Origin of the sequence: Methylobacterium sp. WL19, from assembly GCF_008040005.1 — a bacterium.
GTDB classification, from domain to species: domain Bacteria; phylum Pseudomonadota; class Alphaproteobacteria; order Rhizobiales; family Beijerinckiaceae; genus Methylobacterium; species Methylobacterium bullatum.
In genome coordinates, this window is sequence record NZ_VRVC01000047.1 from 1 (window position 1) to 22,442 (window position 22,442).

The 22,442-nt window shown below is 65.1% G+C and carries 14 protein-coding genes and 5 pseudogenes; 11 read left to right on the forward strand and 8 right to left on the reverse strand.

The window, feature by feature from the left end; genetic code table 11:
- Nucleotides 1-268 precede the first annotated feature (268 nt).
- Nucleotides 269-433 (forward strand): hypothetical protein, encoded by a 165-nt coding sequence (locus tag FV220_RS25510; RefSeq protein WP_187273393.1) that lies wholly within the window; start codon nucleotides 269-271, stop codon nucleotides 431-433.
- 522 nt (nucleotides 434-955) lie between these two features.
- Here the strand turns inward: FV220_RS25510 and FV220_RS11340 are convergent.
- Nucleotides 956-2,566: a hypothetical protein gene (locus FV220_RS11340; RefSeq protein WP_147831419.1), complete on the reverse strand. Its 1,611-nt coding sequence runs from the start codon at nucleotides 2,564-2,566 to the stop codon at nucleotides 956-958.
- Between the two features lie 477 nt (nucleotides 2,567-3,043).
- Between FV220_RS11340 and FV220_RS11345 the strand changes: the two are divergent.
- A pseudogene (locus FV220_RS11345) lies at nucleotides 3,044-3,218 on the forward strand (IS5/IS1182 family transposase); the annotation flags it as partial.
- A 120-nt stretch (nucleotides 3,219-3,338) separates the two neighbouring features.
- On the opposite strand, the pseudogene FV220_RS26085 reads toward FV220_RS11345, so the two are convergent.
- Nucleotides 3,339-3,716, reverse strand: a pseudogene (locus FV220_RS26085) (transposase family protein); the annotation flags it as partial.
- Nucleotides 3,717-4,023: 307 nt separating this feature from the next.
- Here FV220_RS26085 and FV220_RS26090 point away from each other — a divergent pair.
- Nucleotides 4,024-4,245: pseudogene (locus FV220_RS26090) on the forward strand (transposase); the annotation flags it as partial.
- A gap of 562 nt (nucleotides 4,246-4,807) precedes the next feature.
- On the opposite strand, the gene FV220_RS11355 reads toward FV220_RS26090, so the two are convergent.
- Entirely contained in the window at nucleotides 4,808-5,176 is a 369-nt protein-coding gene (locus tag FV220_RS11355) for a hypothetical protein (protein ID WP_147831420.1), read from the reverse strand.
- 329 nt (nucleotides 5,177-5,505) lie between these two features.
- Nucleotides 5,506-5,793, reverse strand: a pseudogene (locus FV220_RS11360) (IS21 family transposase); the annotation flags it as partial.
- Between the two features lie 64 nt (nucleotides 5,794-5,857).
- On the opposite strand from FV220_RS11360, the gene FV220_RS11365 reads away from it, so the two are divergent.
- Together FV220_RS11365 and FV220_RS11370 are read left to right on the forward strand one after the other, a co-directional pair.
- Nucleotides 5,858-7,041 (forward strand): IS3 family transposase gene (locus FV220_RS11365; protein WP_147831422.1). Its coding sequence is split into 2 segments (ribosomal slippage): nucleotides 5,858-6,155 and nucleotides 6,155-7,041, totalling 1,185 coding nucleotides; the frame shifts between segments, so codons are not numbered across the junction.
- A 31-nt stretch (nucleotides 7,042-7,072) separates the two neighbouring features.
- Nucleotides 7,073-7,888: pseudogene (locus tag FV220_RS11370) on the forward strand (IS3 family transposase); the annotation flags it as partial.
- A gap of 371 nt (nucleotides 7,889-8,259) precedes the next feature.
- Here the strand turns inward: FV220_RS11370 and FV220_RS11375 are convergent.
- The 3 genes from FV220_RS11375 to FV220_RS11385 form a co-directional block, all read right to left on the reverse strand.
- On the reverse strand, nucleotides 8,260-10,308 hold the full coding sequence (locus FV220_RS11375; protein WP_147831424.1) for a PAS domain-containing hybrid sensor histidine kinase/response regulator: 2,049 nt from the start codon (nucleotides 10,306-10,308) through the stop codon (nucleotides 8,260-8,262).
- Nucleotides 10,305-11,816 carry an ATPase domain-containing protein gene (locus FV220_RS11380; RefSeq protein WP_147831425.1) on the reverse strand — a complete coding sequence of 504 codons (1,512 nt, stop codon included), beginning with the start codon at nucleotides 11,814-11,816 and terminating at the stop codon, nucleotides 10,305-10,307. The genes FV220_RS11375 and FV220_RS11380 overlap by 4 nt, the downstream gene beginning before the upstream one ends.
- Before the next feature lie 384 nt (nucleotides 11,817-12,200).
- Entirely contained in the window at nucleotides 12,201-13,154 is a 954-nt protein-coding gene (locus tag FV220_RS11385) for a LysR substrate-binding domain-containing protein (RefSeq protein ID WP_147831427.1), read from the reverse strand.
- A gap of 298 nt (nucleotides 13,155-13,452) precedes the next feature.
- On the opposite strand from FV220_RS11385, the gene FV220_RS11390 reads away from it, so the two are divergent.
- The 6 genes from FV220_RS11390 to FV220_RS11415 all read left to right on the forward strand — a co-directional run bounded on the left by FV220_RS11390 (nucleotide 13,453) and on the right by FV220_RS11415 (nucleotide 20,410).
- Nucleotides 13,453-14,646, forward strand: a complete 1,194-nt coding sequence (locus tag FV220_RS11390) for an ABC transporter substrate-binding protein (protein ID WP_147831429.1) — start codon at nucleotides 13,453-13,455, stop codon at nucleotides 14,644-14,646.
- A gap of 63 nt (nucleotides 14,647-14,709) precedes the next feature.
- A complete protein-coding gene (locus FV220_RS11395; protein ID WP_147831431.1) occupies nucleotides 14,710-15,585 on the forward strand; it encodes a branched-chain amino acid ABC transporter permease in 876 nt (291 codons plus the stop codon).
- On the forward strand, nucleotides 15,582-17,372 hold the full coding sequence (locus FV220_RS11400; protein WP_147831433.1) for a branched-chain amino acid ABC transporter ATP-binding protein/permease: 1,791 nt from the start codon (nucleotides 15,582-15,584) through the stop codon (nucleotides 17,370-17,372). Before FV220_RS11395 ends, FV220_RS11400 begins: the two co-directional genes overlap by 4 nt.
- Nucleotides 17,369-18,109 carry an ABC transporter ATP-binding protein gene (locus FV220_RS11405; RefSeq protein WP_147831435.1) on the forward strand — a complete coding sequence of 247 codons (741 nt, stop codon included), beginning with the start codon at nucleotides 17,369-17,371 and terminating at the stop codon, nucleotides 18,107-18,109. The genes FV220_RS11400 and FV220_RS11405 overlap by 4 nt, the downstream gene beginning before the upstream one ends.
- Nucleotides 18,110-18,207: 98 nt before the next feature.
- Nucleotides 18,208-18,909 carry a cyclase family protein gene (locus FV220_RS11410; protein WP_147831437.1) on the forward strand — a complete coding sequence of 234 codons (702 nt, stop codon included), beginning with the start codon at nucleotides 18,208-18,210 and terminating at the stop codon, nucleotides 18,907-18,909.
- A gap of 94 nt (nucleotides 18,910-19,003) precedes the next feature.
- Nucleotides 19,004-20,410 carry an amidase family protein gene (locus tag FV220_RS11415; protein ID WP_147831463.1) on the forward strand — a complete coding sequence of 469 codons (1,407 nt, stop codon included), beginning with the start codon at nucleotides 19,004-19,006 and terminating at the stop codon, nucleotides 20,408-20,410.
- 558 nt (nucleotides 20,411-20,968) lie between these two features.
- On the opposite strand, the gene FV220_RS11420 is transcribed toward FV220_RS11415, so the two are convergent.
- Nucleotides 20,969-22,330 carry a sigma 54-interacting transcriptional regulator gene (locus FV220_RS11420; RefSeq protein WP_147831439.1) on the reverse strand — a complete coding sequence of 454 codons (1,362 nt, stop codon included), beginning with the start codon at nucleotides 22,328-22,330 and terminating at the stop codon, nucleotides 20,969-20,971.
- Nucleotides 22,331-22,442: the final 112 nt, after the last annotated feature.

Below are 22,442 nucleotides of genomic sequence, written 5' to 3' on the forward strand. Positions count from 1 at the left end.
ACCCGGGGGCACCCCGGGGGGATGCCCTCCCGTCACCCACACAGGAAGGGTTCAGGGAGGGCGAGGTGGTGCGGACCAGCGCACGAATGGGATCCTGCCCCGGTGCCGTGCAACGGACGATCCCGGGGTGCCCCAGGTCCTCCGGCAGGCTGGGCATCGAGACCGCACCGGGGATGCCCCTGCATTAAATCGTGCGGGGGTGAGGGACGGGGCACGCAACATCCCAACGGGGATGGGGGTGCCACGTGGGCTACGCCCCTGACACGTCGTGAGGGGGCGCGAGACGGGCTACGAGAGCCGCTCGTATGGCCTCGGTCTGGAGGGGCACGCCACCGCTCTCGCGTCCCCGGAGACCACGCAGGGCGAGGCGGAGGACCTCCCGAGCGTCCACGACGCTGGCGACCAGACGTTCCCCAGGCCGGGTCCCACCTGAGCTCGCGGAGGCAAGGAGTGCGTCCCTAAGCGCGTCGACGATAGCGGCATCAAGTTGACGCGGATCGGGGGCGCCAGCCTCGCGAATGGCCTGTCTCGCCGCACGCTTCCTCGCCCGGTCCGCATCGCGACGGGACGCCTTCGAGGCAGGGAGGGATGGGGTAAGGGGGATGCCGGCGTGCATGGGAAGATGGTGTCCCCAACGCTGGCAAGGGACAAACGAGAAACCCCGCCCTCCGGGGTACGGGGGACGGGGTTTCGGGGGTTGAGGTGCAACGCCCGTCCCATGCGGAGACAATCAAAAAGGTAGCGAATTCGCTCGCATTCTACAAGGTGCGAAGCGACCTAACCTCCGGTCCCGGAAGGAAAAAGTTGTCTCGTTGGCTACGCCCCTGATCCTCTAGGAGGCTATCCTCAGGCCTCCAGCCCCTGCAATGGAAAGGGCGGCCCGGAGGCTACGCCCCTATCCCTGCGGGGCTTCCCTGAGGCCTCCGGCCCATATCCTGCGAGGCTGTCCCGGAGGCTACGCCCTGACCTCGGTGAGGGTAACCCGAGGCCTCCGGCCCTTGCCCCGGGAGGGGGTCACCTTGCGGCTACGCCCCCCTTTTGGGGAGGGCATCTTGTTACCCCCAGGACGGTCAGGGACGATGTTGACCGGGAATGCGCGTATGCCAGTCGCGTTCTCGTCCGCACACACCGATTTGGCGATACGACGAGCGGCGGTCTCCAATTCAGTCCATGACGTAAAAATGCCCTGGCGACGGTCGTGAGCCATTTCCGCGCGAGCGCACCCGATCTGGTACGCGATCATCGCCTCAAGCCGCAAATCAGGATCCCAGCGGAGGGGACGAGGGCCGGGAGCGGTCACGACAGGGGCAGAGACGGGAGGAGACGCCGCCGGAGCGGCGGGCCCCACGGGGGCCATATGTGGAACCTTCTGGACTGATCCCTTTGATGCTGAAGGGGAAATCCTGATGCGCGTCACGTCCAGCACTTCCTGCATGATCGCCTCGACCTGACCCCTCTTTCCCCTGGGGCAGATGAAGGAGTCGTGGACCGGCAGTGCCGCGATACCGGCCTTGCGGCACCCCTTGAGGACTTCCACGGCCATGCGGCTGTCGATCCCCATTAGGCGTATGCCGGCGTCCGAACCGAGGTACTGGGCGATGGGGGCGTTCCTCCTGGTGACCGCGTCGTAGACCGCCTCGGTGTACTCGCGCGTGCCCTCCCAGCCCTTGTGGTTCATGACGGCCGAGACCGCCCCTGCCCTGCCGCCTGAAGCGTTGATGGCGATATTCAGGACCAATTTGTTCTCCGTGCGGGGGTGGGCGCCAGTGACGTAAGGATCCCCGATGAGTACCTGCCCGGCCATGGCATAGAGAAGCTGCATGTGAATGAATTCGTAGTCCGGTTCTTCGACCTCCTGGCCGTCGAGGAGGAGGTCGAGGCGCCGGACCTTGGGCAGGCCGAGCCACCATCCATACAGGCGTCCGTGGCAGTCCATCAGGCCCCGGCCCAGGATCCGCAGGACGTAGGGCACCGACGTCGGGAGGACGCATCCCCACGTCTCGACGCCACCCTTGATCTTGCGTGCCTTGATGTGATGCCGCCCGAACTGCCAGTCCTCGGGATCCGCGTCGGGCCTCACACGGACGTCAAGAGAGGCAAGCCCCTCGTTCACCGCCTCGGTGGCGCGGAGCATGCGGCGGGCCTGCTCCGTTCTAGGTAGGGGCATATAGCGGCCGTCCTCGTCGCGCATCACTAGGCACGATGCCGGGACGATGTCCTCGAAGCGGGCATCTCCGAGACGGTCGAGGAGAAGTGGCGTGGCCTTAAAGCGGCTCTGCCGGCCGGTCCCTAGGTGGTCATTCGGGAGCGCGCGTTGCTCCTCGATGAGGCCCTCGTGACTGAGGATGTCGATGCCGGCGAGGACGTTCGTGTATGTCAGGTCGCCGTTGTCTCGCCCCGCGTACCACTCCTTGCGACGGGAGAAGGACACGTATTCCTGGGAAGTCTCTGCGGCGATGGCGGCCGAGGCGATGATGCTGGCGACCGCGTTCTGGTGAGCTTGGCTCCCGAGGCCGATCAGGCCGCAGGCTGCCAGCGCGGCGCGACGGGCGCGCCAGTTGTGCATGAGCGCCCGATCAGGGCGCAGGTCGATTTGGGGGGGCATAGTCCGCACGGTGTGAGAGGGCGCCATGCCCGCGGACGGCACCTCTGCGGCCGCGAACCACTCAAACGTGCGCGCGTCGCTGGCATTTCGCCAGTCGTCGAAGGGGCCTAGCCTTAACGTCTGCAGTTAACGCGAGACTTGCCCTACCCCCTCCCATGTAGTGCCCATGAGAAGCCCATTTTCTCCCATGGGATCTCCATGAGTTTCGGGTGACCTTCACTCTGTGACCCTGGACAGGTCAGACTGCCCTGGTGGTCATCCAGGGGCCTTTACGGGGCATGCAAATAAATTTGGCATCGATGCCCTGACCCAATGGATCCCACATGGGAGGTCCATTCATCCCCCATGGGGGGTGATACGCCGTACGACATTCAGAACCAGACTAGGGCGTATCTGCAAAGGGTTCACAGGCTAGGTGACGGTGCCCATGTTGTGGAGGTGCGACGCTTCGAACTGACTGATGCGCAGTGGGGGCAGATCGATCCGTTGCTGCTTCCGCAGAAGCTGCGCACGGGCCGGCCAGCGGAGGATCACCGCCAGGTCCTGAACGGCCGGCGTGTTCGACCGGGTGCTGCGGCGTCTGCAGGCGCAAGCCGATGGAGCGTCCCGAGGCTGCGCCTCGATCGGAAGCGGTCGGGATCATCCTGCCCGTCGCAAAGGCGAAGGCGTTGACGATTCCCATGGACACGAACCCCGTCGCAGGGGCGACAACCATCCCCGCTATGCCGAACCCCAGCGCCGCCGCCAGCCGGGCGGTGGGTGCGGCACCGAGCGCCAGCGCGGTCCGAACCTGAGCGTTGGCCAGCCGGCGGGTCCTCTGAGCGTGACGGTCGAGAAGGCAAGGAAGACGCTCGGCAAAGATTCAATGCGCGCAAGCAGAATCGTGGCAGTAGAAACGTCGGATCGTGAGGGTCAGACGCACCTCCTGACCGCTCGTCGGCAGGTCGGCGGGATGCCAGTGATAACGACTATGCACCGACCGGCTGACCGTACGACAGCGTGGTCAACGCGCATGATCGCGCTTCGCTTGAGCGGTAATGCGAAGGGCAGTGCTCTCCTCACGCCTGACGTGGAGAAGGCAACGATTGGGGATGTGACAGAGAAGGGTCATGCCCTGATCTGAGAACCCCCGCCCGGTTCAGCCAGGCGCCACCTCCCGGCATCCCTACCAACAATCCAATCCACCAAACTTGGCGAAGAGCCACTTTGCAGGGGGCAGGCCACAGCCGCCCCGAAAACCAAGAAGAGGAAATCTGACCCTAAGCTAAGTGGGAGCTTCTGGGCGAGGTAACGGGGCAACCGGTCCTCCCCGACGGGGAATTCGCGAAGAGTTGGGCGGGATCCGACTGCTGCAGGTGACCTTCAGACCTAGCTCACGGGCCGTAGTCGACCGGTTTAACCCGTGCAAGCGATGGATCATGACGAAGACGCCCCTGATGGGTGGGATGGCAGCGCAGTGGAGGCGGGCTGGCTACCGGAGCCGCGACCGCCTGAGGAAGCAGGTCATCAAGCCGGTGTTCGGGTAGCTTAAACAGGCCCGGGGTTACCCCCAGATCCTGCTACGCCGGCTCGACCAATTTCGGCGTGATGGGGCAATGATCTGCACCGTTCACAATCTCCTCAAATTAGCAAAGGCCCGGCACTGGGCCCAAAACCGACACGCTTGTCCGCCTAGACTTCGACGCTCATCCCACGATGTAAGCTCGTTACTCGTACGGGCTCCTAGGGAGATTGATTTGTGCCTTTGGCTCCGGGAATAAGTATCTATCGTCGAATTCCGCAGCCAGCGCGAGGGCAGCTTCCACCTCTTCGAAAATCGTTGGGCAGTTGACCGTGCGCATTGACATGACAGCGTCTCGGACCAGATCCGGGCTAAGACAAATCGAAGCACTGACTGCGGCCCTTGCTTGGTGGACCATAGCCTCGCGGACACGACTATAGTAAGTCGTACCCATGGCGTCGTGGAACGCACAAGCGCCGAATAATAGGAGCGTCAGCCGAAGCTCACCAAGGGCCGGCGGCATGGCGTTGTATCGATCGAGGTTGGGTGTCGGCGAATTGGCCATCAGGATCTCTTTGCGATTGCTGGTGGGGGTTTGGGCCCCGTTGCGGCCCCCGGTATTGGGCGTGGTGGCGTCGGTGTACCAGTTGGCAGGATCGGTGGTTGGTGCAGCCGGCAATTTGGTTGAGTGATAGGGCGAGTCAGTTGGAATTAGTCGGTAGTTTCACGGTTGCTTCTGGGTCGACGTAATCGTCGTCGCGGACGCCCTTCCAAGGACCTCCCATGAACCCGTGCTTCGTCACTTCCGAATAGAAATGCTTTGTGTTCATTGCCTCCAGGGTTTCCGCGCGGGCGAGGAGGTCGTGGCGCATCTGGATGGCCGCACGGACGACGAGTGGATCTAGCCAGTCTGGCGGGTCCCTTTGTCCATCAGGGCCCGCGAGCCACTGAGAGACCTGCGCCGAGGCAATGGGCTTGCCTCGGAAGTGGCTCAAGATGGCTGCCAGGCGGGGCTGGAAGCGCGGCCCAAACATAAGCTCTCCATAAAGCGCGAGTTCTTTCTTCGTCATATGCCGAGGTCCTTCTAGGATCTGTAAGACCTGTTTGCGGCCCTTGCTGCGGCCGCCTCCGAGGTACCTCCGAGACCAAACAGGAAGAGGGAAGCAGTCGGGATAAAGGCCGGGGCGGGTGCAACGGCTCCGATCTCAAGGCTCGATATCGACGTAGGCGGCCTCCGTCATCATGGTTTCTCGTTTGCCCGATCTTTCTGCTACATAATATGAAGCCTGGATCTGTTTTTGTCAACGAAATTGCGCTACTTTTCTTGGAGCGCGGTATCATTCGCTATTCGGACTGTCTTCTGGCTTTGTGCCCCTGACCTGACCGGTTGGCTTAGGTCCCGGTTGAGGGCGGCAGGCAACACCCAGTCCTTGAACGGTGCGCCGTTCCGGAGCGCGCCGGGTTTGCGGGCGAGCACGGGGACGTAGTGCCAGGGATCGAACACGGTCTGATCCCGGCCGAAGGCGCGCTCGTGCTCGGCGACGATGCGCCCGTCCTGCCGGATCTCGATGCGCCCGGCGTAGGCCCGCACCTCGACCGGCCGACCGATGGTCGAGGCGGCGACCGAGTAGCGGTTGTTGTCGAAGCGCACGAGGCAGGTCGTGGACACCGAGGCGGTGATGGCGTGGATGATCTTCCCCCGGTTCCACGGACACCTCTGATACGCTCCTTGCGGGCGGGGAAGGTGTTTGATGGCCAAGACGACACGCGAGTTCACCCCGGAGTTCAAACGCGAGGCGGTGGCGCTGCTGGAGAGCAGCGGCCGCCCGCAGACGCAGATCGCGGCCGAACTCGGGATCCAACCCTCGATGCTGAGGCAGTGGCGCACGGGGCTGATGGGTGGCTCCCCACCGCCGCGGGTAGCAGGTTCACTGGGAGCCGCATCCGCAAGTTCGGTGGCTTCCCCCTCCGACCAGGCGGCCGAGATCGCCCGTCTGCGGCGTGAACTCGACCGGACGCGCATGGAGCGCGACGTCCTAAAAAAAGCGATCGGCATCTTTGCGGAGATGCCCAAGTGACGTTCGCCTTCATTGAGCAGCATGCGAGCACCTGGCCGGTGCGTCTCATGTGCCGCGTGCTCGAAGTCTCTCATAGCGGCTACTACGACTGGCGATCGCGTCCCGAGAGTGCGAGGTCGGCGTCCAACCGTCGCCTTCTCGACGACGTCCGCCGAATCCATGTCGGGCATCAGAAGCGCTACGGCTCGCCTCGGGTCCATGCCGTCCTGTGCGCAGAGGGGCGAACGACCAGTCGTGGGCTGGTGGAGCGCCTGATGCGCCGTCATGGCATCCGAGCCCTGGCAGGACGTCGATTCCGGCCCTGCACGACCGACAGCCGTCACGATCTGCCGATCGCGCCCAACCTCCTGAAGCAGCAGTTCTCCGCCGCGCTACCCAACACGGTCTGGCTGGCGGACATCACCTACCTGCCGACCGGAGAAGGCTGGCTTTACCTGGCGGCCGTCCTCGATCTCGCCACCCGCAAGATCGTTGGCTGGTCCATGCGCGAGCACATGCGGACCGAACTGACGTCGGCGGCCCTGATGATGGCCACTCAACGTCAGCGACCGAGGGCCGGCCTCATCTGTCACTCGGATCGCGGCAGCCAATACGCTGCCGAGGCCTATCGAAAGCTGCTCGTCGGCATGAAGGCGACGCCCTCCATGAGCCGGACAGGATGCTGCTACGATAACGCCCCGATGGAAAGCTTCTTCCACACCCTCAAGGTCGAACTCGTCCACCAGCGACGATGGGCGACCCGGGACGAGGCCCGACGCGACCTGTTCGCCTACATCGAAGGCTACTACAATCGGCAGCGCATCCACTCGGCTCTCGGCTACATCACGCCCGAGCAAGCCGAACGGAATGCGAGCTAAACCCCGTGTCCGTGGAACCGGGGGAAGATCATATGGTCTCTCAGAACGCCATGCCTGCCGGATCGTTGGCCAGCATCGGGGCACGCAACGCTACGTGCCTACCGTGCTGGCCGACGAGGATGCGCTGACCCGCGCCATCGTCGCCCTCGCGTCCGAGTACGGGCGCTACGGCTACCGCCGCGTCACCGCGCTGCTGCAGGCAGCCGGGTGGCAGATGGGCAAGGATCGGATTCAGCGGATCTGGCGTCGTGAGGGGCTCAAGGTTCCGCGGAAGCATCGGCCGCGCAGCCGTCTTTGGCTGAACGATGGCTCCTGCGTGCGGTTGCGGCCGCTCCATCGCAATCACGTCTGGAGCTTCGACTTCGTGCAAGGCTACACCCATGACGGTCGAAGCCTGCGCATCCTGACGCTGATCGACGAGCACAGCCGGGCTTGTCTCGCGCTGAAGGTGGCACGGCGGATCAACAGCCTGGGCGTGATCGAGGCCCTGGCCGACGCGATGTGTCTCCATGGCATCCCGGAGAACATCCGCTGCGACAACGGGCCGGAGATGATCTCGAAGGCGCTTCGCAAATGGGTCTCCAAGACCGGATCACAGATCCAGTACATCGCTCCAGGATCCCCCTGGGAGAATGGCTACTGTGAGAGCTTCAATGGCAAGCTGAAGGACGAGTGCCTGCGCCAGGAGATCTTCTACTCACTGAAAGAAGCTCAGATCGTGATCGGTCTATGGCAGAACACATACAACCGCGTCCGGCCGCACTCCTCGTTGGGCTACCGGCCCCCCGCGCCTGTCACCTTCCCAGATCTGGCCTTCCGGCTACCCATGGCTGCCGCCATGCAGTAGCCTCTCAATTGGCTCGGTTCAAAATACCGGTCAGGTCACGGGGACGTGGACCAATCGTGGGCTCGCAGCAACGCACCCATCCCGGTGTTGCCGGACAGGAAGGCGGAGCCTTCCGAGGCGCGGTCCGCGGCCTCGGTATCCCGCGTTCCGTCAGCCACGTTCACCCAGCCTCCCCTCGCGCGGCGACCCTTCCCCGGCGAGTTGCCGGGCGGGGCGTCGTCACGCCAACCTTCTTCCCGTCCCGATGTCCAGAGTACGGATTCGCGACGAGCGTACCCATACGCGCCGGATCGCGCCATGAGGCATTCGAGGCTTTGCCAGGCGGGGGCATGGCTGGGGATGAGGACGACCCGCCGCCTCTCCACCTTTGCCTAGGTACGCTTCCCACCGAGGACGACGCGAAGCGAATGGGCGAGCTCATCCCGCCGGTAAGGCTTGTTGAGAACGGGAAGGTCGCCACGCCCGATCACCTGGCCCTCTTCGAGGTTGGCGACGTACCCCGAGGTCAGCAGGACCTTGAGGCCCGGCCGGAGGCGCTGGGCCTCGACGGCAAGCTGCGACCCGTTCATGCCGCCGGGCATCATCACGTCGGAGAACAGGATATCGATCCGCGCGACACCCTGGAGATGGACGAGGGCCTCGGCGGCGTTGCGGGCCACGACCACGCGGTAGTGGAGCTCCTCCAGGCTCTCGACGGCCATGCCGAGTACCTGCTCGTCGTCCTCGACCAGCAGCACGGTATCGCCCTCCGTTGCCCGGCGCAGCGGAAGGTTGCCACTGCCGGAGCCTGCCTCTTCGCCGGCCGGTTCCGCGGAGCGGGGGAACAGGAGGCGGAAGGTGGTGCCGGCACCAAGCTCCGTTTCGATGCCGACGAAGCCCCCGGCGCTGCGGGTGAAGCCGTAGACCTGCGACAGGCCCAGACCTGTCCCCTTGCCGATTTCCTTGGTCGTGAAGAACGGCTCGAACACCCGAGCTATGGTCTCCGAAGAGATCCCGCTGCCCTGGTCTGTCACCGAGACCTCGACATAGGCTCCCGGCGGGACGCCCCTGTCGGCCACCGCCGCGGTGTCGAGATGCACGTTCCTGCTCCGCACGACGATCCGCGAGCCGCCCCCCTCCATCGCGTCGCGGGCATTGACGACGAGGTTGAGCACCGCCGCCTCGAACTGCGCCGGGTCGATCCGGATCGGGTCGATGGTGGGGTCGAGTTCCAGCAGGAGTTCCACGGCGCCTCCCGCCGCCCGTTCGGCCAGCGGCTTGAATTCGGAGAGAAGGCGGTTCGGGTTGATGGTCTGTGGGCGCAACATCTGCCTGCGGGAAAAGGCGAGAAGCTGCTGCGTGAGCTGCTCGCCGCGCCGCGCGGCATTCATCGCGGCCTCCGCAAGGCGGACGACGCGTTCTGTGTTCTCCGGCTTGCGCAGCATCATGTCGAGGCCGCCCACTATGACCGTGAGCAGGTTGTTGAAATCGTGCGCCACGCCCCCGGTCAGCTGGCCGATGGCCTCCATCTTCTGGGCCTGCCGCAACGCCTCCTCGGTGTTCCGCTGGTCGGTCCTGTCGACGACGATGCCGGCCATGCGGACGGGGCTCCCGTCGTCGCCGTATTCGGTTTTGCCCTTGGCCGCGATCCAGCGGATCGCACCGTCGGTCCGTGACATCCGGCATTCCAGGTCCAAGGTCCCGGTCTCGACCGCCTTCGCGAAGGCGGTCTCGACCAGGGGGCGATCCTCCGGAACGGCGTGGGCCAGGAACGTGGCCCTGCCCCACGACGAGACAGGCGTGTCGTAGCCGAAGATCGCGTCGTACCTGCGGGAGCGGCGGGTGGTGTCGTTGACGAGGTCGAGATCCCACGACCCCATGCCGGCGGAATCGAGCGCGAAGGCCAGGGTCTCGCGCGCCGCCTCGACCTCGCGCGTGCGTTCCTCGACACGACGCTCCAAGGTCTCGTTCGCGACGTGCAGGCGCCCCTGGGCCTCCTCGCGTTCCTGGATGTGTTGCCGGGCCTGGTACTGGCGCCTTCGAACACGGAGAGCCGAGGAGACCGCACTGAGGAGCGTCTCGGCGTTGATCGGGCGTTCCAGCAGGACAACGTTGCCAAGGCGTTCGATCACGGAAGCGGCCTGGGCGGTGCGCCGACCGACCTGCCCCGTCGCCAGCATGATGAACGGGAAGTCCGACCATGGTGGTTGGGACGAGACCCAGGCGTCCAGTGATGCCGCGTCGACGTCGAGGAGCGCCTCCTCGGTCACGATGGAGGTGGCGGCGGACGAATGGAGGCTGTCGAGCCACTCGGAGCCGTCGGCGCAGACGGTGACGCCGACGCCGGACCTGCCGAGAAGTTGCGCCATCACGACCGCGTCGCGTCCACGCGGGGCGAGGATCAGGACGCTTTCGCCATCGGGAACGGATGCCGGGGTCATATCGCCGGCGCCGGCTCGGCGGCGCCCGGGATCAGCGCGACCTTGCCGTCGTAGGTCGGCAATCCGGACAGGATGCCCTGGAAGTCGGAGAGGGCGGCGCCGACCTGGAGGCCTACTGGGGAAAGCTTGAGTTCCCGGATGGTGCGCTCGTGGGCGTTGACCCGGCTCTTCACCACCGACAGGGCGGTCCGGACCGCACCGTTGGCCTCGAAGTACCGGAACAGCAGGATGCCGTCGCTAAGGTAGCTCAAGTCGATGTCCGACCGGACGTCGCCGATCACGCCGTGCTGACCGAGGACCAGGAGGGTCGTGGCCCCCTTCTGGTTCAGGTAGTTCAGGAGCTCGTGCATCTGGAGGATGAGGTACTCCTCGCCCGGCATGGCGTGGATGTACGCGTTCAGGCTGTCGAACACGATGAAGCTAGCCCCCCGCGTCTCCACGGTGTTGCGCACCCTGCAGGCGAACTCGCCGGGAGAGAACTCGGCCGGCTCGATCTCGTCGATGACGAGGCTGCCGCTGGAGAGATGGACGTCGAGGTCCATGCCCAGCGCTCTGGCGCGCGTCAGCATGGTCTGGCGGCCCTCGTCGAAAAGGAAGTAGGTCGCCTTCTCCCCGCGGTCCAAGGCCTCAAGCATGCAGCGGACCGCCGTGGTGGTCTTGCCGACACCCGAGGGACCGAGCAGCAAGGTGTTGGTTGCGGGCGCCAGCCCTCCACCCAGGAGAAGGTCGAGTTCCTCCGAGCCGGTCGAGGCCGGCGTCATGTCGAACTGTGCGTGATGGTCGTCGATGACGAGGCTGGGGAACACCTCGACACCACCGGTGTCCAGGACGAAGTCGTGCAGCCCGCCATGGAACTTGACGCCGCGCATCTTGAGGACGTCGAGGCGCCTACGGGCCGCCCCAAAGCCGCGCCGGACCTGTTCCAGCATGATCACCCCGTGGGCGATGCTATGGAGCTGAACGTCGGCGGTCCCGTCGTCCAGCAGGAAGACGGTGCATTGCCTGGACGCGAACATCTGCTTCAGGGCGAGGATCTGGCGGCGGTAGCGGAGCGGATTCTGGGCGAGAAGCCGAAGCTCGGATAGGCTGTCGAACACCACCCGCTGCGGCTTGAGGCTGTCGACCCGGTCGATCACCTCCCGTACGGTCTCGCCCAGCTCGACCTCGGAGGGATGCAGCACGGATTGCTCGCTGTCGGGATCGAGGCCGAGCTCGTTGACGAGCTCGTAGACCTCGATGCCGTCGAGGGACCACCCGTGCGTCCCGGCTGCGAACGCAAGCTCGTCGGCGCTCTCCGACAGGGTGACGTAGAGGCCCTTCTCCCCCCGCGCGACGCCGTCGAGAAGGAACTGGAGGCCGACCGTCGTCTTGCCGGTCCCGGGCGTCCCTTCGAGCAGGTAGAGGCGACCGCGCGTCAGGCCGCCGTCGAGGATCTCGTCGAGTCCGGCGATGCCCGTCGACAGGATGTTGCGACCCCTGGGGGCATGCGTCGGGGCGGACTCGGTCATCGGGCGGCATCCGGTTCGCGGTAACCGATGCCCGCGTCGTGGGCTCAGGCGTACCTTGGAAAATGCATTCGAACGACAACTCCGGCTTGGCGGTTTAGTCCCATGGCAGTCACCCGACCTTCGTGGCCTGGGCCACAAGTCAGTCCCATCCGCGGCGGGGACGGTCGGCCTAGTGGTGGAAATCCGACACCTGGTGCCCGCGCCGAACGTCCGTAACGGGTGGAATTTTGCCAGTCCGTTTTGAAGAAACGAGATCTACGAAGCGGGCGTTCGCTTGAGAATGAAGATTATGGCCGGAGGCACTCTCGAAAATTGACCATATTAATATATTTCAGATTTAATTGCTATACTCAAAAATAAAGCGCAAAATTATATAAATTAAACTTAGCAAATAATATTTAGCTTTCCATTATTCTTTAGTTTTGCTCGCCATGAATTATTCTCGACTAGTTCCCCGATCACTGAAGCAAGTACCTTCGCGACCCCCTCACTCCCGCGACCGTTTAACGTGCGCTGAGAAACTACGACCGATAGCCGCCAAGAAGGTGTTGGATCTACGATTGGGATAGCGACCATCTCGCCTCGCGCGATCTCCGCAGATAAAGCGAAATGCGGCATAATCGCCGCGTACTTTTTCGACCGCACGAGTTCCGCGATGGCTGGCAGGCTCTCGCAATCGATTGCCGTCGGCGTGACCTCGTGGCGTGCGGCCAATTGCTCGATTACAACGCGAAGGATGTTCGGACGTCCAGGCAACACGAGCGGTAATGGCAGCCGGAAAACATCCCGGAACCCGATCTGATCCTGGCAGGCGATCGGGTGGCCCGAGGGCATGATGAGCATCAGGTCCTCGATCATCATTTCGGTCCAGGCCACATGCTCGAAAGCTTTGTGGTCGTAGAGTAGCGCTACGTCGAGGCGACCGGCCTGTATCCATTCGTCGAGGGTGCCGCTCATCGCCTCGACGATATGAAGCGTGATGTTCGGCAGCACCTTGGCAGTTTCCTCGTGGAGCGGCAACGCCAGACCACGGCAGGCGGATGTCGGCAGGCCGATGGAGATGCGTCCGCTCGGGCTCGTCGCCTGGGAGCGTACGGTGTCCTTTGCCCGTTCGACTTCGTGCAGGATGCGGCGGGCATGTTCGTAGAATGTCAGGCCCTGTTCGGTTGGCGTGACGCCGCGAGCGTGGCGGAAGAGCAACTCAGCGCCAAGTTCGTTTTCGAGATTTCGAATCTGCTGACTGAGCGACGGCTGGGCCACGCCCAGAACTTCGGCCGCGCGGGAGACATTCCCACTCTCCGCAATCTGCACGAAGTACCGAAGCTGACGAAGATCCATGCATGCTCGCTTTCACGCAAGAGATCCGCAAATTTTGAGGCGCGCGTCAAATGCTATGCCAGGAAGCAATGTGCCTATCCTATGGGCGTGGATAAGATATTTTCGTATTTAATTCAAAAGGTTATTTCCAACATACCTCGATTTCTATTGCCTATCGATAGTGCCGATAGTTTTTTCCTATAGTGAGTATCGGAAATCGGTCTTTGATCATCGCCGCCTCGAGTGACCAATCTCATAGGTGTTCGGGGTGGAGCGAGCGCTATCCAGCGGCGCATATCTGGTAATCGGAGAGTTTTGCATGACGGCGCAGAGATACTTGTGCAGCCTCGTCCTGGCTGCTCCGATCGCCCTTGGCGTGCCGACGTCCGTGCTAGCGCAGCAAGAATCCTGCATCGGGAATTCCGCAGCCATCACGGGTCCCGCAGCCTTCGGCGGTCAAGCCATCAGGATGGGCGCCGAAATCGCCATCGAAGAGATCAACGCCAAGGGCGGCGTACTGGGTAAGCCGCTGCGTTTCGTCCAGTACGACGATGCCGGGGCACCGCCCCGCGGCGTCGACAACACCCGCCGCATCGCCCTGGCGGACAAGTGCGTGGTAATCCTCGGTGGCTATCACTCTACCGTATCGGTCGCGCAGGTCGAGCCGGTGCACGCGCTTGGTATCCCGTTTGTCGGCGTGCTTGCCGCGAACACGCAGGCAATCGAGAACGGCCGCAGCCCGAACTACATGTTCCGGGTCTCGGCTAAGGACAAGTGGGTCGCTCGATTCCTGGTCGAGCAGGCTGCGAAGGTCTCGAAAACCGGCAAGATCGCGTTCTTCTACGAGAATACCGGCTGGGGCAACGGCGCACTGCCCGACGTCAAGGACGCCGTCGCGAAGGCCGGTAAGCAACTCGTTGCGACGGAAACCTTCAACTGGAACGATCAGGACATGACCCCGCAGGCAATCCGCGCGCGGGATGCCGGCGCGGACGTGGCTCTATTCTGGGCCCTCGACCGCGAGGGCAACCAGATCCTGCGCTCGATGGACAAGGTCGGGTACAAGCCGACGATCATCGGCGCCTGGGGCATCGCCGGTAATCTCGGTGAGCTTGCCGGGCCGCTCGCCAACGGCGTCGAGGTCGTGCAGACCTACAGCTTCATGGGCGATCTCGACCCGAAGGGCCAGGCGCTCTGGCACAAGATCCAGGCCAAGTACGGCTTGAAGGATCCCGCGCAGATCAAGATGGGCTCTGGCGTGGCTAACGCCTACGACGCGGTCTTCATCGTCGCCAAGGCGATCGAGAAGGCCGGCGCCTACGATTGGAAAAAGGTTCGCGAGGGGTTGTACGGCGTCAGCCATGACGGGCTGGTCGCCAAGTATGCCCCGGCCTTCGACGCCTCGGACCCCGAGCGCCAAGACGCAATTCTGCCGCGCGACTACAAGCTCACCGTTTGGTCCGACGGCAAGCTGCTGCCGATCGCGCAAACTCCGTACGGCAAGGCGAACTGAGCGGGGGGCGGACCGGCGCTTCGTTGCCGGTCGACCCACGCTGCGATGGGCGGGAAGCGGATCATGACGACGGCGCTGCAATACACCCTCTCGGGCCTCGCCATCGGCGGGATCTACGCCCTGGTGGCGCTCGGCTTCCATATCATGTGGTCCGCCGCCAGGGCCGTAAACTTCGCCCATGGCGACACCCTGATGCTGGGCGCCGTGCTCGCGGTGCTCGGCGTCGATGTCGGTCTGCCCCTGCCGCTCGCCTGTCTGCTCGCCATCGCCGCCGGAGGGGTCTTCGGTGTCGTGCTGGAGCGCTTCGCGGTGCGGCCCTTCACGGGCACGAACGCCTCGATCGGCTGGATGCTCACCACCATCGCGGTGGGCATCATGATTGAGGCGCTGGCGACGATGCAGTTCGGCGGCTTCTCGCGCCCGCTGCCCTCGCCGGGGGTCGCGAAGCCCATCACGATCTGGGGGGCAGGCATCTATCCGCAGGAACTCCTGATCCCGGTCGTCGCCGTGGCGGCGATGATCGGCTTCCGCCTGCTTCAGAAGCGGACCCTGGTCGGGCGCGCCATGCAGGCCGTTGCACACAACCGACAGGCAGCCTCCCTCATGGGCATCGACGTCAACCGCATCGTGATGCTGTCGTTCGGGCTCGCCGCCCTGTTCGGCGCCGGGGCCGGGGTGCTGGTCGCGCCGGTCATCCAGGTCTCCGCCACGATGGGCGTGCTGCTCGGCCTGAAGGGCTTCGCGGTCGCGATCATCGGCGGCATCACCAGCGCGCCCGGCGTCGTCGTGGCCGGCCTGATCTTCGGCGTCATGGAGAAATTCGTCGAAGGATACGTCTCGACGGCGGCCCGCGAGATCGTCGGCTTCGGTTCGATGATCGTCGTCCTTCTCGCCTTTCCTCAGGGCCTGTTCGGCAAGCGGGAAATCTTCAAGGTATGAACGCGCTCTTCCGCCTCGGCTTCGTGCTCCTCGCGCTGACCCTCGTCGCCGTCCCCCTGACGGCCGGCAACGAGTACGAGCTCCGGCTCTTCATGCTCTTCCTGATCTACGGGATCATCGCCGTCGGCCTGAACGTACTCGTCGGGCTCACCGGCCTCGTCTCCCTCGGTCAGGCCGGCCTGTTCGCGCTCGGCGCCTACACGGGCGGCATCCTGGCGACCCAGTTCGGCTTCGACATCCTGTTCGCCAGCCTCGGGGCGGCCGTGGTGTCCGGCCTGTTCGGCGTCCTCCTGGCCTATCCCACGGTCCGGGTTCGGGGCGTCTATCTCGCGGTGGTGACCATCGCCTTCGGTCTCATCGTTGAGAACGTCGCGATCGAGTGGCAGTCGCTGACCGGCGGCACCACGGGCCTGAGCGGCATCCCGGGCCCCAGCATCCTCGGTTTCCCGCTGACGGGCTACGCCTTCTATGGGGTTCTCGCCGTCACCCTGTTCGCCGTCACCCTGCTTGCCCATCACCTCAAGTGGTCGGCCTATGGCCGCGCCATGCTGGCGGTTTCCCAGAGCGAGACCGCGGCGCGCAGCCTCGGTGTCAACGTGACGGCGATCCGCACCCTGGCCTTCGTGGTGGCAGCCATGACCGCCGGAATCGCCGGCAGCTTCTATGCGTTCCTCAACGCCTACATCTCGCCGGACATCTTCACCTTCTCGGATTCGATCCGCTTCCTGCTGATGGTCATTCTCGGCGGTGCGGCCTCGACGTTCGGTCCCGTCATTGGCGCGGCCGTCCTGACCTACCTTCCGGAGCTGCTGCAGCAATTCGCCGAGTGGCAGAAATTCGCCTACGGAGCGCTCCTCCTCCTCGTGATGTTCGGCCTGCCGCGAGGCATTCTCGGCACCTTGAGCAAGCTGTCGGGCCGTCTGCGGCCGGTGGCGCGCGGCATCGATCCGCGTGAGGGAACCCCGGCAGCCGAGTTCCTGCGGGACGGTGCGCGTGGATCGGCCGAACTGGTGTCGGACGGTCTAACCGTGCGCTTCGGCGGGTTGACGGCGCTGTCGGCGGCCTCGGTCCGCGTCGGACCCGGTGAGATCCATGCCCTCATCGGTCCGAACGGTGCCGGCAAGTCGACCTTCGTCAACACGATCTCGGGCTTCTACGGTCCCACCGAAGGTTCGTTCAGCCTCGATGGCATCCCGCTCGCGGGCCGCAAGCCGCATCGGATCGCCCGGCTCGGCCTCGCCCGCACCTTCCAGAACACCGAGCTGTTCGGCGAGATGAGCGTGCTTGAGAACGTCATGGTCGGGGTCGAGCAACGCCGGCGCTACGGCTTGGCCGGCGCCCTCCTGCGGACCCCCGGCTTCCGGCGCGAGGAGGACGCATGCCGCCGTGCCGCAATCGGCCTCTTGGACCTCGTCGGATTGGCCGAATACGCCAACGAAGCCGCGCGCTTCCTGCCGTTCGGCCACCAGCGCCGCCTGGAGATCGCCAGGGCCCTCGCCGCCCGGCCCCGCCTGCTCCTGCTGGACGAGCCGGCCGCCGGCCTCACCAGCGGGGAGATCGACGACCTGGAGCTCATGATCCGGAAGATTGCCGCCCTGGACGTCTCGATCCTGCTGATCGAGCATCACGTCGACCTGATCATGGCGGTGGCCGACACCGTGACGGTGCTGGATTACGGTCAGATCATCGCCAGCGCATCGCCCTCCGTCGTCCAGGCCGATCCTCGGGTGATCGAGGCCTATTTCGGCAGCCCTCTGGTGCAAGCATCCGTGACGGAGGCCGCATGAGCATTCCCGATCCCCTACTCTCCGTCGAGGGTCTCGAGGTCCGCTACGGCGCCGCCACGGCCCTGCGCGCGGCGAGCCTCTCGGTCCGGCCCGGCCAGCTCGTCGCTGTGATCGGCAACAACGGTGCCGGAAAGACCTCGCTGATGCGTGGCCTCACCGGCCTCGTCCGGCCTGCCGCCGGGCGGGTGATGTTCAAGGGCGAGGACACGACACGCCTGGCCGCCCACGCCAAGGTCGCGCGCGGGCTCGTGATGGTGCCCGAGGGCCGGATGCTGTTTCCCGACCAGAGCGTCGAAGACAATCTGATCCTCGGGGCCTACGTCCACGGCGGGTTGAAGCGGCCCGAGGCCAAACGCAATCTGGAACGGTCCCTGACCCTGTTTCCGCGCCTGCGCGAGCGCCTTCAGCAACCGGCCGGCAGCATGTCGGGCGGCGAGCAGCAGATGCTCGCCATCGCCCGCGGCCTGATGACGGAGCCGGACCTCCTCCTCATCGACGAACTCTCCCTCGGCCTCGCGCCGAAGATCGTCGAACAGCTCATCGGCATCCTGCGCGATCTCAACCGCCAGGGCCTCAGCATTCTTCTCGTCGAGCAGCTTGCCTCGTACGCCCTCGCCATCGCGGACTACGCCTACGTGGTGGCGCATGGGCATGTCGAGCGCGAAGGGCCCAGCGCCGTCCTGGTGCGGGACCCGGATGTCATGGCGGCGTTCCTCGGCAAGAAGAAAGCAGCCTGATCCCGGGGCGGCCAGCCCCGCGATACGGTCGACAGAGACGCGCTCCACTCCGCATCGGAGCGCGAAAGATCCCCCACGTCCCATTCGGAGGACAAGCCATGCCCCAACGCGTCGTCGACCTGAGCCTCCTGATCGAGGATAACATGCCGGCCCACAAGCTGTTTCAGCGGCCGGTCATCACGACACATATGAGCCATGAGAGTTCGAAGGCGCTCAACCTCGGCGTCCCCGGCGACGCGATGACGTTCCAGACCAACTTCATCGCGATGCTCGACCACGTCGGCACCCACGTGGACGCGTTTCGCCACGTGAACCCGAACGGTGCGGCCGTGGACGAGATGCCGCTCGAAATATTCATGGGCAAGGCGGTGTGCTTCGACCTGCGCCACATCCCGGATCTCGGCGACATCACGGTGGCCGACATGGAGGCGGCCGAGGAACGATGCGGCGTGAGGGTCGACGGTCACATCGTGCTGCTCTGCACCGGTTTCCACGCGCGCAACTACCCGAGCCTGGATTCCGTCTGGAAGAACCCGCTGCTGACGGCGGACGCCACGCGATGGCTTCACGCACGCGGCTCGAAGATGCACGGCGTCGAGGGTCCCTCGACGGACAAGCCGAGCGACGACATCTTCGCCCAGCACCGGCTCTGTCGCGAACTCGGCATGAGCCATTGGGAATGGCTGGTGAACCTCGAGGAACTCGTCGGACAGGGCGTGGTGCAGTTCTTCGGGGTTCCGCTGAAGTTCAAGGGCGGCTCCGGCTCGCCGGTGCGGGCCTTCGCGATCCTCGACGCCTGATCCCGCCGCCGGAGCCACGAATTTCGTGGGCTTCGGCCCCGGCATCGGTTTTCGAACCGAGGCGCCGTTCCGCAGCTACCTCGCCCGGAGAATCGTGATGAGCGATTTCGACTTCATGAGCGCGCTGGACATGAGGCGTCTCGTGGCGACCCGGCAGGTCTCACCGGTCGAGCTGACCGAGCGGGCCCTGAGCCGGGCCGAGGCCACCCAGTCCAGCCTGAACGCCTTCTTCGTGCTGATGCCGGAGGAAGCCCGCGCCGCCGCCCGGCAGGCGGAGGCGGCGGTGATGCAGGGGGGAGCGCTCGGCCTGCTGCACGGTCTGCCGGTGTCGGTGAAGGACCTGATCGCCATCGCGGGCCAACCCTTCGCCTCGGGCTCCCGGGCGATGGCGGGCAATGTCGCCGCTGTCGATGCCCCTTCGGTGGAGCGCCTGAGGCGGCACGGGGCCGTCATCATCGGCAAGACCACGACCAGCGAGTTCGGTTGCAAGCCGGTTGGGGACTCGCCCCTGACCGGGATCACCCGTCACCCCTGGGATCTCGCCAAAACCCCCGGCGGATCGAGCGCCGGGGCCGCGGCGTCGGTCGCGGCCGGCATCACCCCATTCGCGCTCGGCACCGACGGTGGGGGCTCGCTCCGGATCCCCGCCGCGCTCACGGGTCTCTTCGGTCTCAAGGCGCAGTTCGGACGCGTCCCCGTCTGGCCGACCTCCGCAACCCCGACGCTCGCCCATGTCGGCGCGCTGGCCCGGTCCGTCGGGGATGCGGCGCTGCTCACCACGGCCGTGGCCGGCCACGACCCACGTGACCCGTTCTCAGTCGCCGGCCCGGTTCCGGATCTCCTCGGAGCGGTCCAGTCTTCCGTCGCCGGCCTGCGCGTCGCCTGGAGCCCGACGCTCGGCTACGCCCGGCCGGACCGGAACGTGGTCGAGATCGCCCGCGCTGCCGCGATGGCGCTGGCCGACCAAGGCGCCGTCGTCGAGGAGGTCGAGACCGTGTTCGACGGCGATCCTGGCAATCTTTGGACGGCTGAGTTCTATGCCGGCGTCGGCACGCGCCTGCGCGGCGTCCTGGAGAAGCAGCGCGATCTCCTCGACCCGGCCGTGGCGGACGTGCTCGATGCCGCCCTCGCGCAGGAGATGCGGGCCTATTACGAGAGCGTGTTCCGGCGCTACGCGCTTCGCGATGCTATGGTTCGCTTCTTCGACCGCTACGACGTGCTGCTCTCGCCGACCGTGCCGATCTCGTCGCTCGCGGCCGGATGCGATCTGCCGGCGCGGTTGTCGGACCGCAGCCTCGTCACCTGGGTGTTCTATACCTATCCGTTCAATCTCACGGGACAGCCGGCCGCCTCGGTCTGCGCGGGCCTGGACGCGGACGGAATGCCGGTGGGTCTCCAGATCGTCGGCCGCAGCCTCGGTGAGATGGACGTGGTCCGGGCGGCGGCGGCGATCGAGCGTACCAAGCCTCGGGGCTACAACCTCAAGCAGCCGGTCGTCTGATCAAGCCGTGTCGGTAGCCCCGATCAGGGAGCCGCCTCCCTGCGGAATGTCCCGCAATCTTGCGTGCGCACTGCAGCCTTGTCCGCCGAACGCCTCGAGGATTGATGCAATGGAGCCGATCGACTTCCACCGGTTGTTCCGTGCCCCCCTTTATAGCGAAGCTGTTGGCACCGTGTTGTCAGCAGCTTTGGTGCATCCTGTCAGTTTCCAATTTCGAGCCAACTCTGAACGGCGGCCGACCAATGACCATTTTTGGTAAGCCACATCGATCTTCTGTATCCTGAGTTGGTTCGGAGGCGGAACGTCTACACCTGTACAATGAGTCGTGGTCTGCTTCCCACTCCGAGCCGAAGTTGGCGGAGGGCTCAGGAACGGCCGCTTTGGAGAATCTCCGAGGGCGGTGCGGATGGCTGGCATGGGTCGGGACCCGCTCGTCCGCTCTACGACCGGGATGGGTGAATTTCGTCCAGTCCGCTTTGGGATTGCGGTGCATGGGAGCGGACGTCGCCGCTCCCATGAATGACCCGAAGCTGTGTCCTCGACTGTGTTCTCCGCATGTCAGCCTGGGTCCGTACGGCGTCCCTTGGACCGTATGCGGTAGAATTGGGACCGGCTGATGCCAAGCCGCCGGGCGGCATCGTCGACATCGCCACCGGCCCCGGTAAATGCTTCCTCGGCCATCTGCGCGCGCTGGCGGTCCGTAAGCGCCTTCAGGTTGCCAGTCGGCGCCTGCTCGCCGACGGGACCGACGCCGGGAATCACGCTGATTTCGATCTCGCCCATCACCAGATATCGGGCCAGCACGCTTTCGAGCTCGCGCACGTTTCCGGGCCATCGATGGGATTTCAAGCGGTGCAATTGCTGGCCCGTGAGTTCCCTGTCAGGAGCTCCGCTCGTCTCGCGGATCCTGCCGAGCAACGCGCCCAGGAGCATCGTGAAGTCGTCGCGTTCACGCAAGGCGGGCATCCGGACCCGGAGGACGGCGATGCGATAGAACAGGTCGCTACGAAAGTCGCCCGCGGCCAGGCGGTCCTCAAGCGTCCGGTGAGTGGCGCATGCCAGCCTGAAGTCCACCGGGATCGGCCTGGTTCCGCCTACCCGGACTATCTCCCCGGTCTGCAGCACCCTGAGCAGGCTGCCTTGGAGGCGAAGCGGCATGTCGCCGATCTCATCGAGGAACAGCGTGCCGCCGGACGCGAGCTCGATCTTCCCGACCTTGCCCGCGCTCGCCGCGCCGGTGAACGCGCCACCCTCGTACCCGAACAGCTCGGAGTCGATGAGCTCCGCCGGGATGGAAGCGCAGTTGACGGCGACGAATGGTCCGCCGGATCGGGACGACGCGGCGTGAAGGGCATGGGCGGCGAGCTCTTTGCCGGTTCCCGTCTCGCCGTCGATCAGGACCGGGAAGTCCGTATTGGCGGCCGATCTCAGCCGTGACCTGCATTCCTCCAGCGCAGGATCGTCGCCGACGATGTCGCTGAGATCGAACTTCGTCCGCCAGGCCGCCGTGGGCGCCGGGACCGCGACGGCGCTCTCGAAGCGTTGGTATGCACGGCGGAGCGCCGAGGGGCTGGAGAACAGGGCGACCCCGATGGCCCCGACCGGCCTCCCGTCCTTCAGGACCGGTACCTGCCGGGCCAGCAGCTTGTGGCCGCGGACCTCTAGGGGAAAGGGCGACATCGGCTTGTCGCCCTGGGCGACGAGATGGAGGCGCGTCTGGGACCCGATGACCTCGGTGATGTGCTTGCCGAGGAATTCCTCCTCGCCGCCACCGAGCAGGGCGCAGTAGGAGCGGTTGATCAGGACGATCAACCCGGCGCCGTCGACGGCGACGAGGCAATCCGAGACGTGGTCCAACAGGAGGCGCAGCATCTGCGCGTCGTCCGTTCCAGCCGCGGGCCAAGCGAGCAGTGAGGACATGACGTCTCAATTCTGCGACGGGGGTCTCAATGATGCGACCTTCGTGCCCTTCTCCGTCCTCGTCAATGCAGCGCTGAGCATGAAAACTAGGCAACTAGCCCTGAAAAAACAG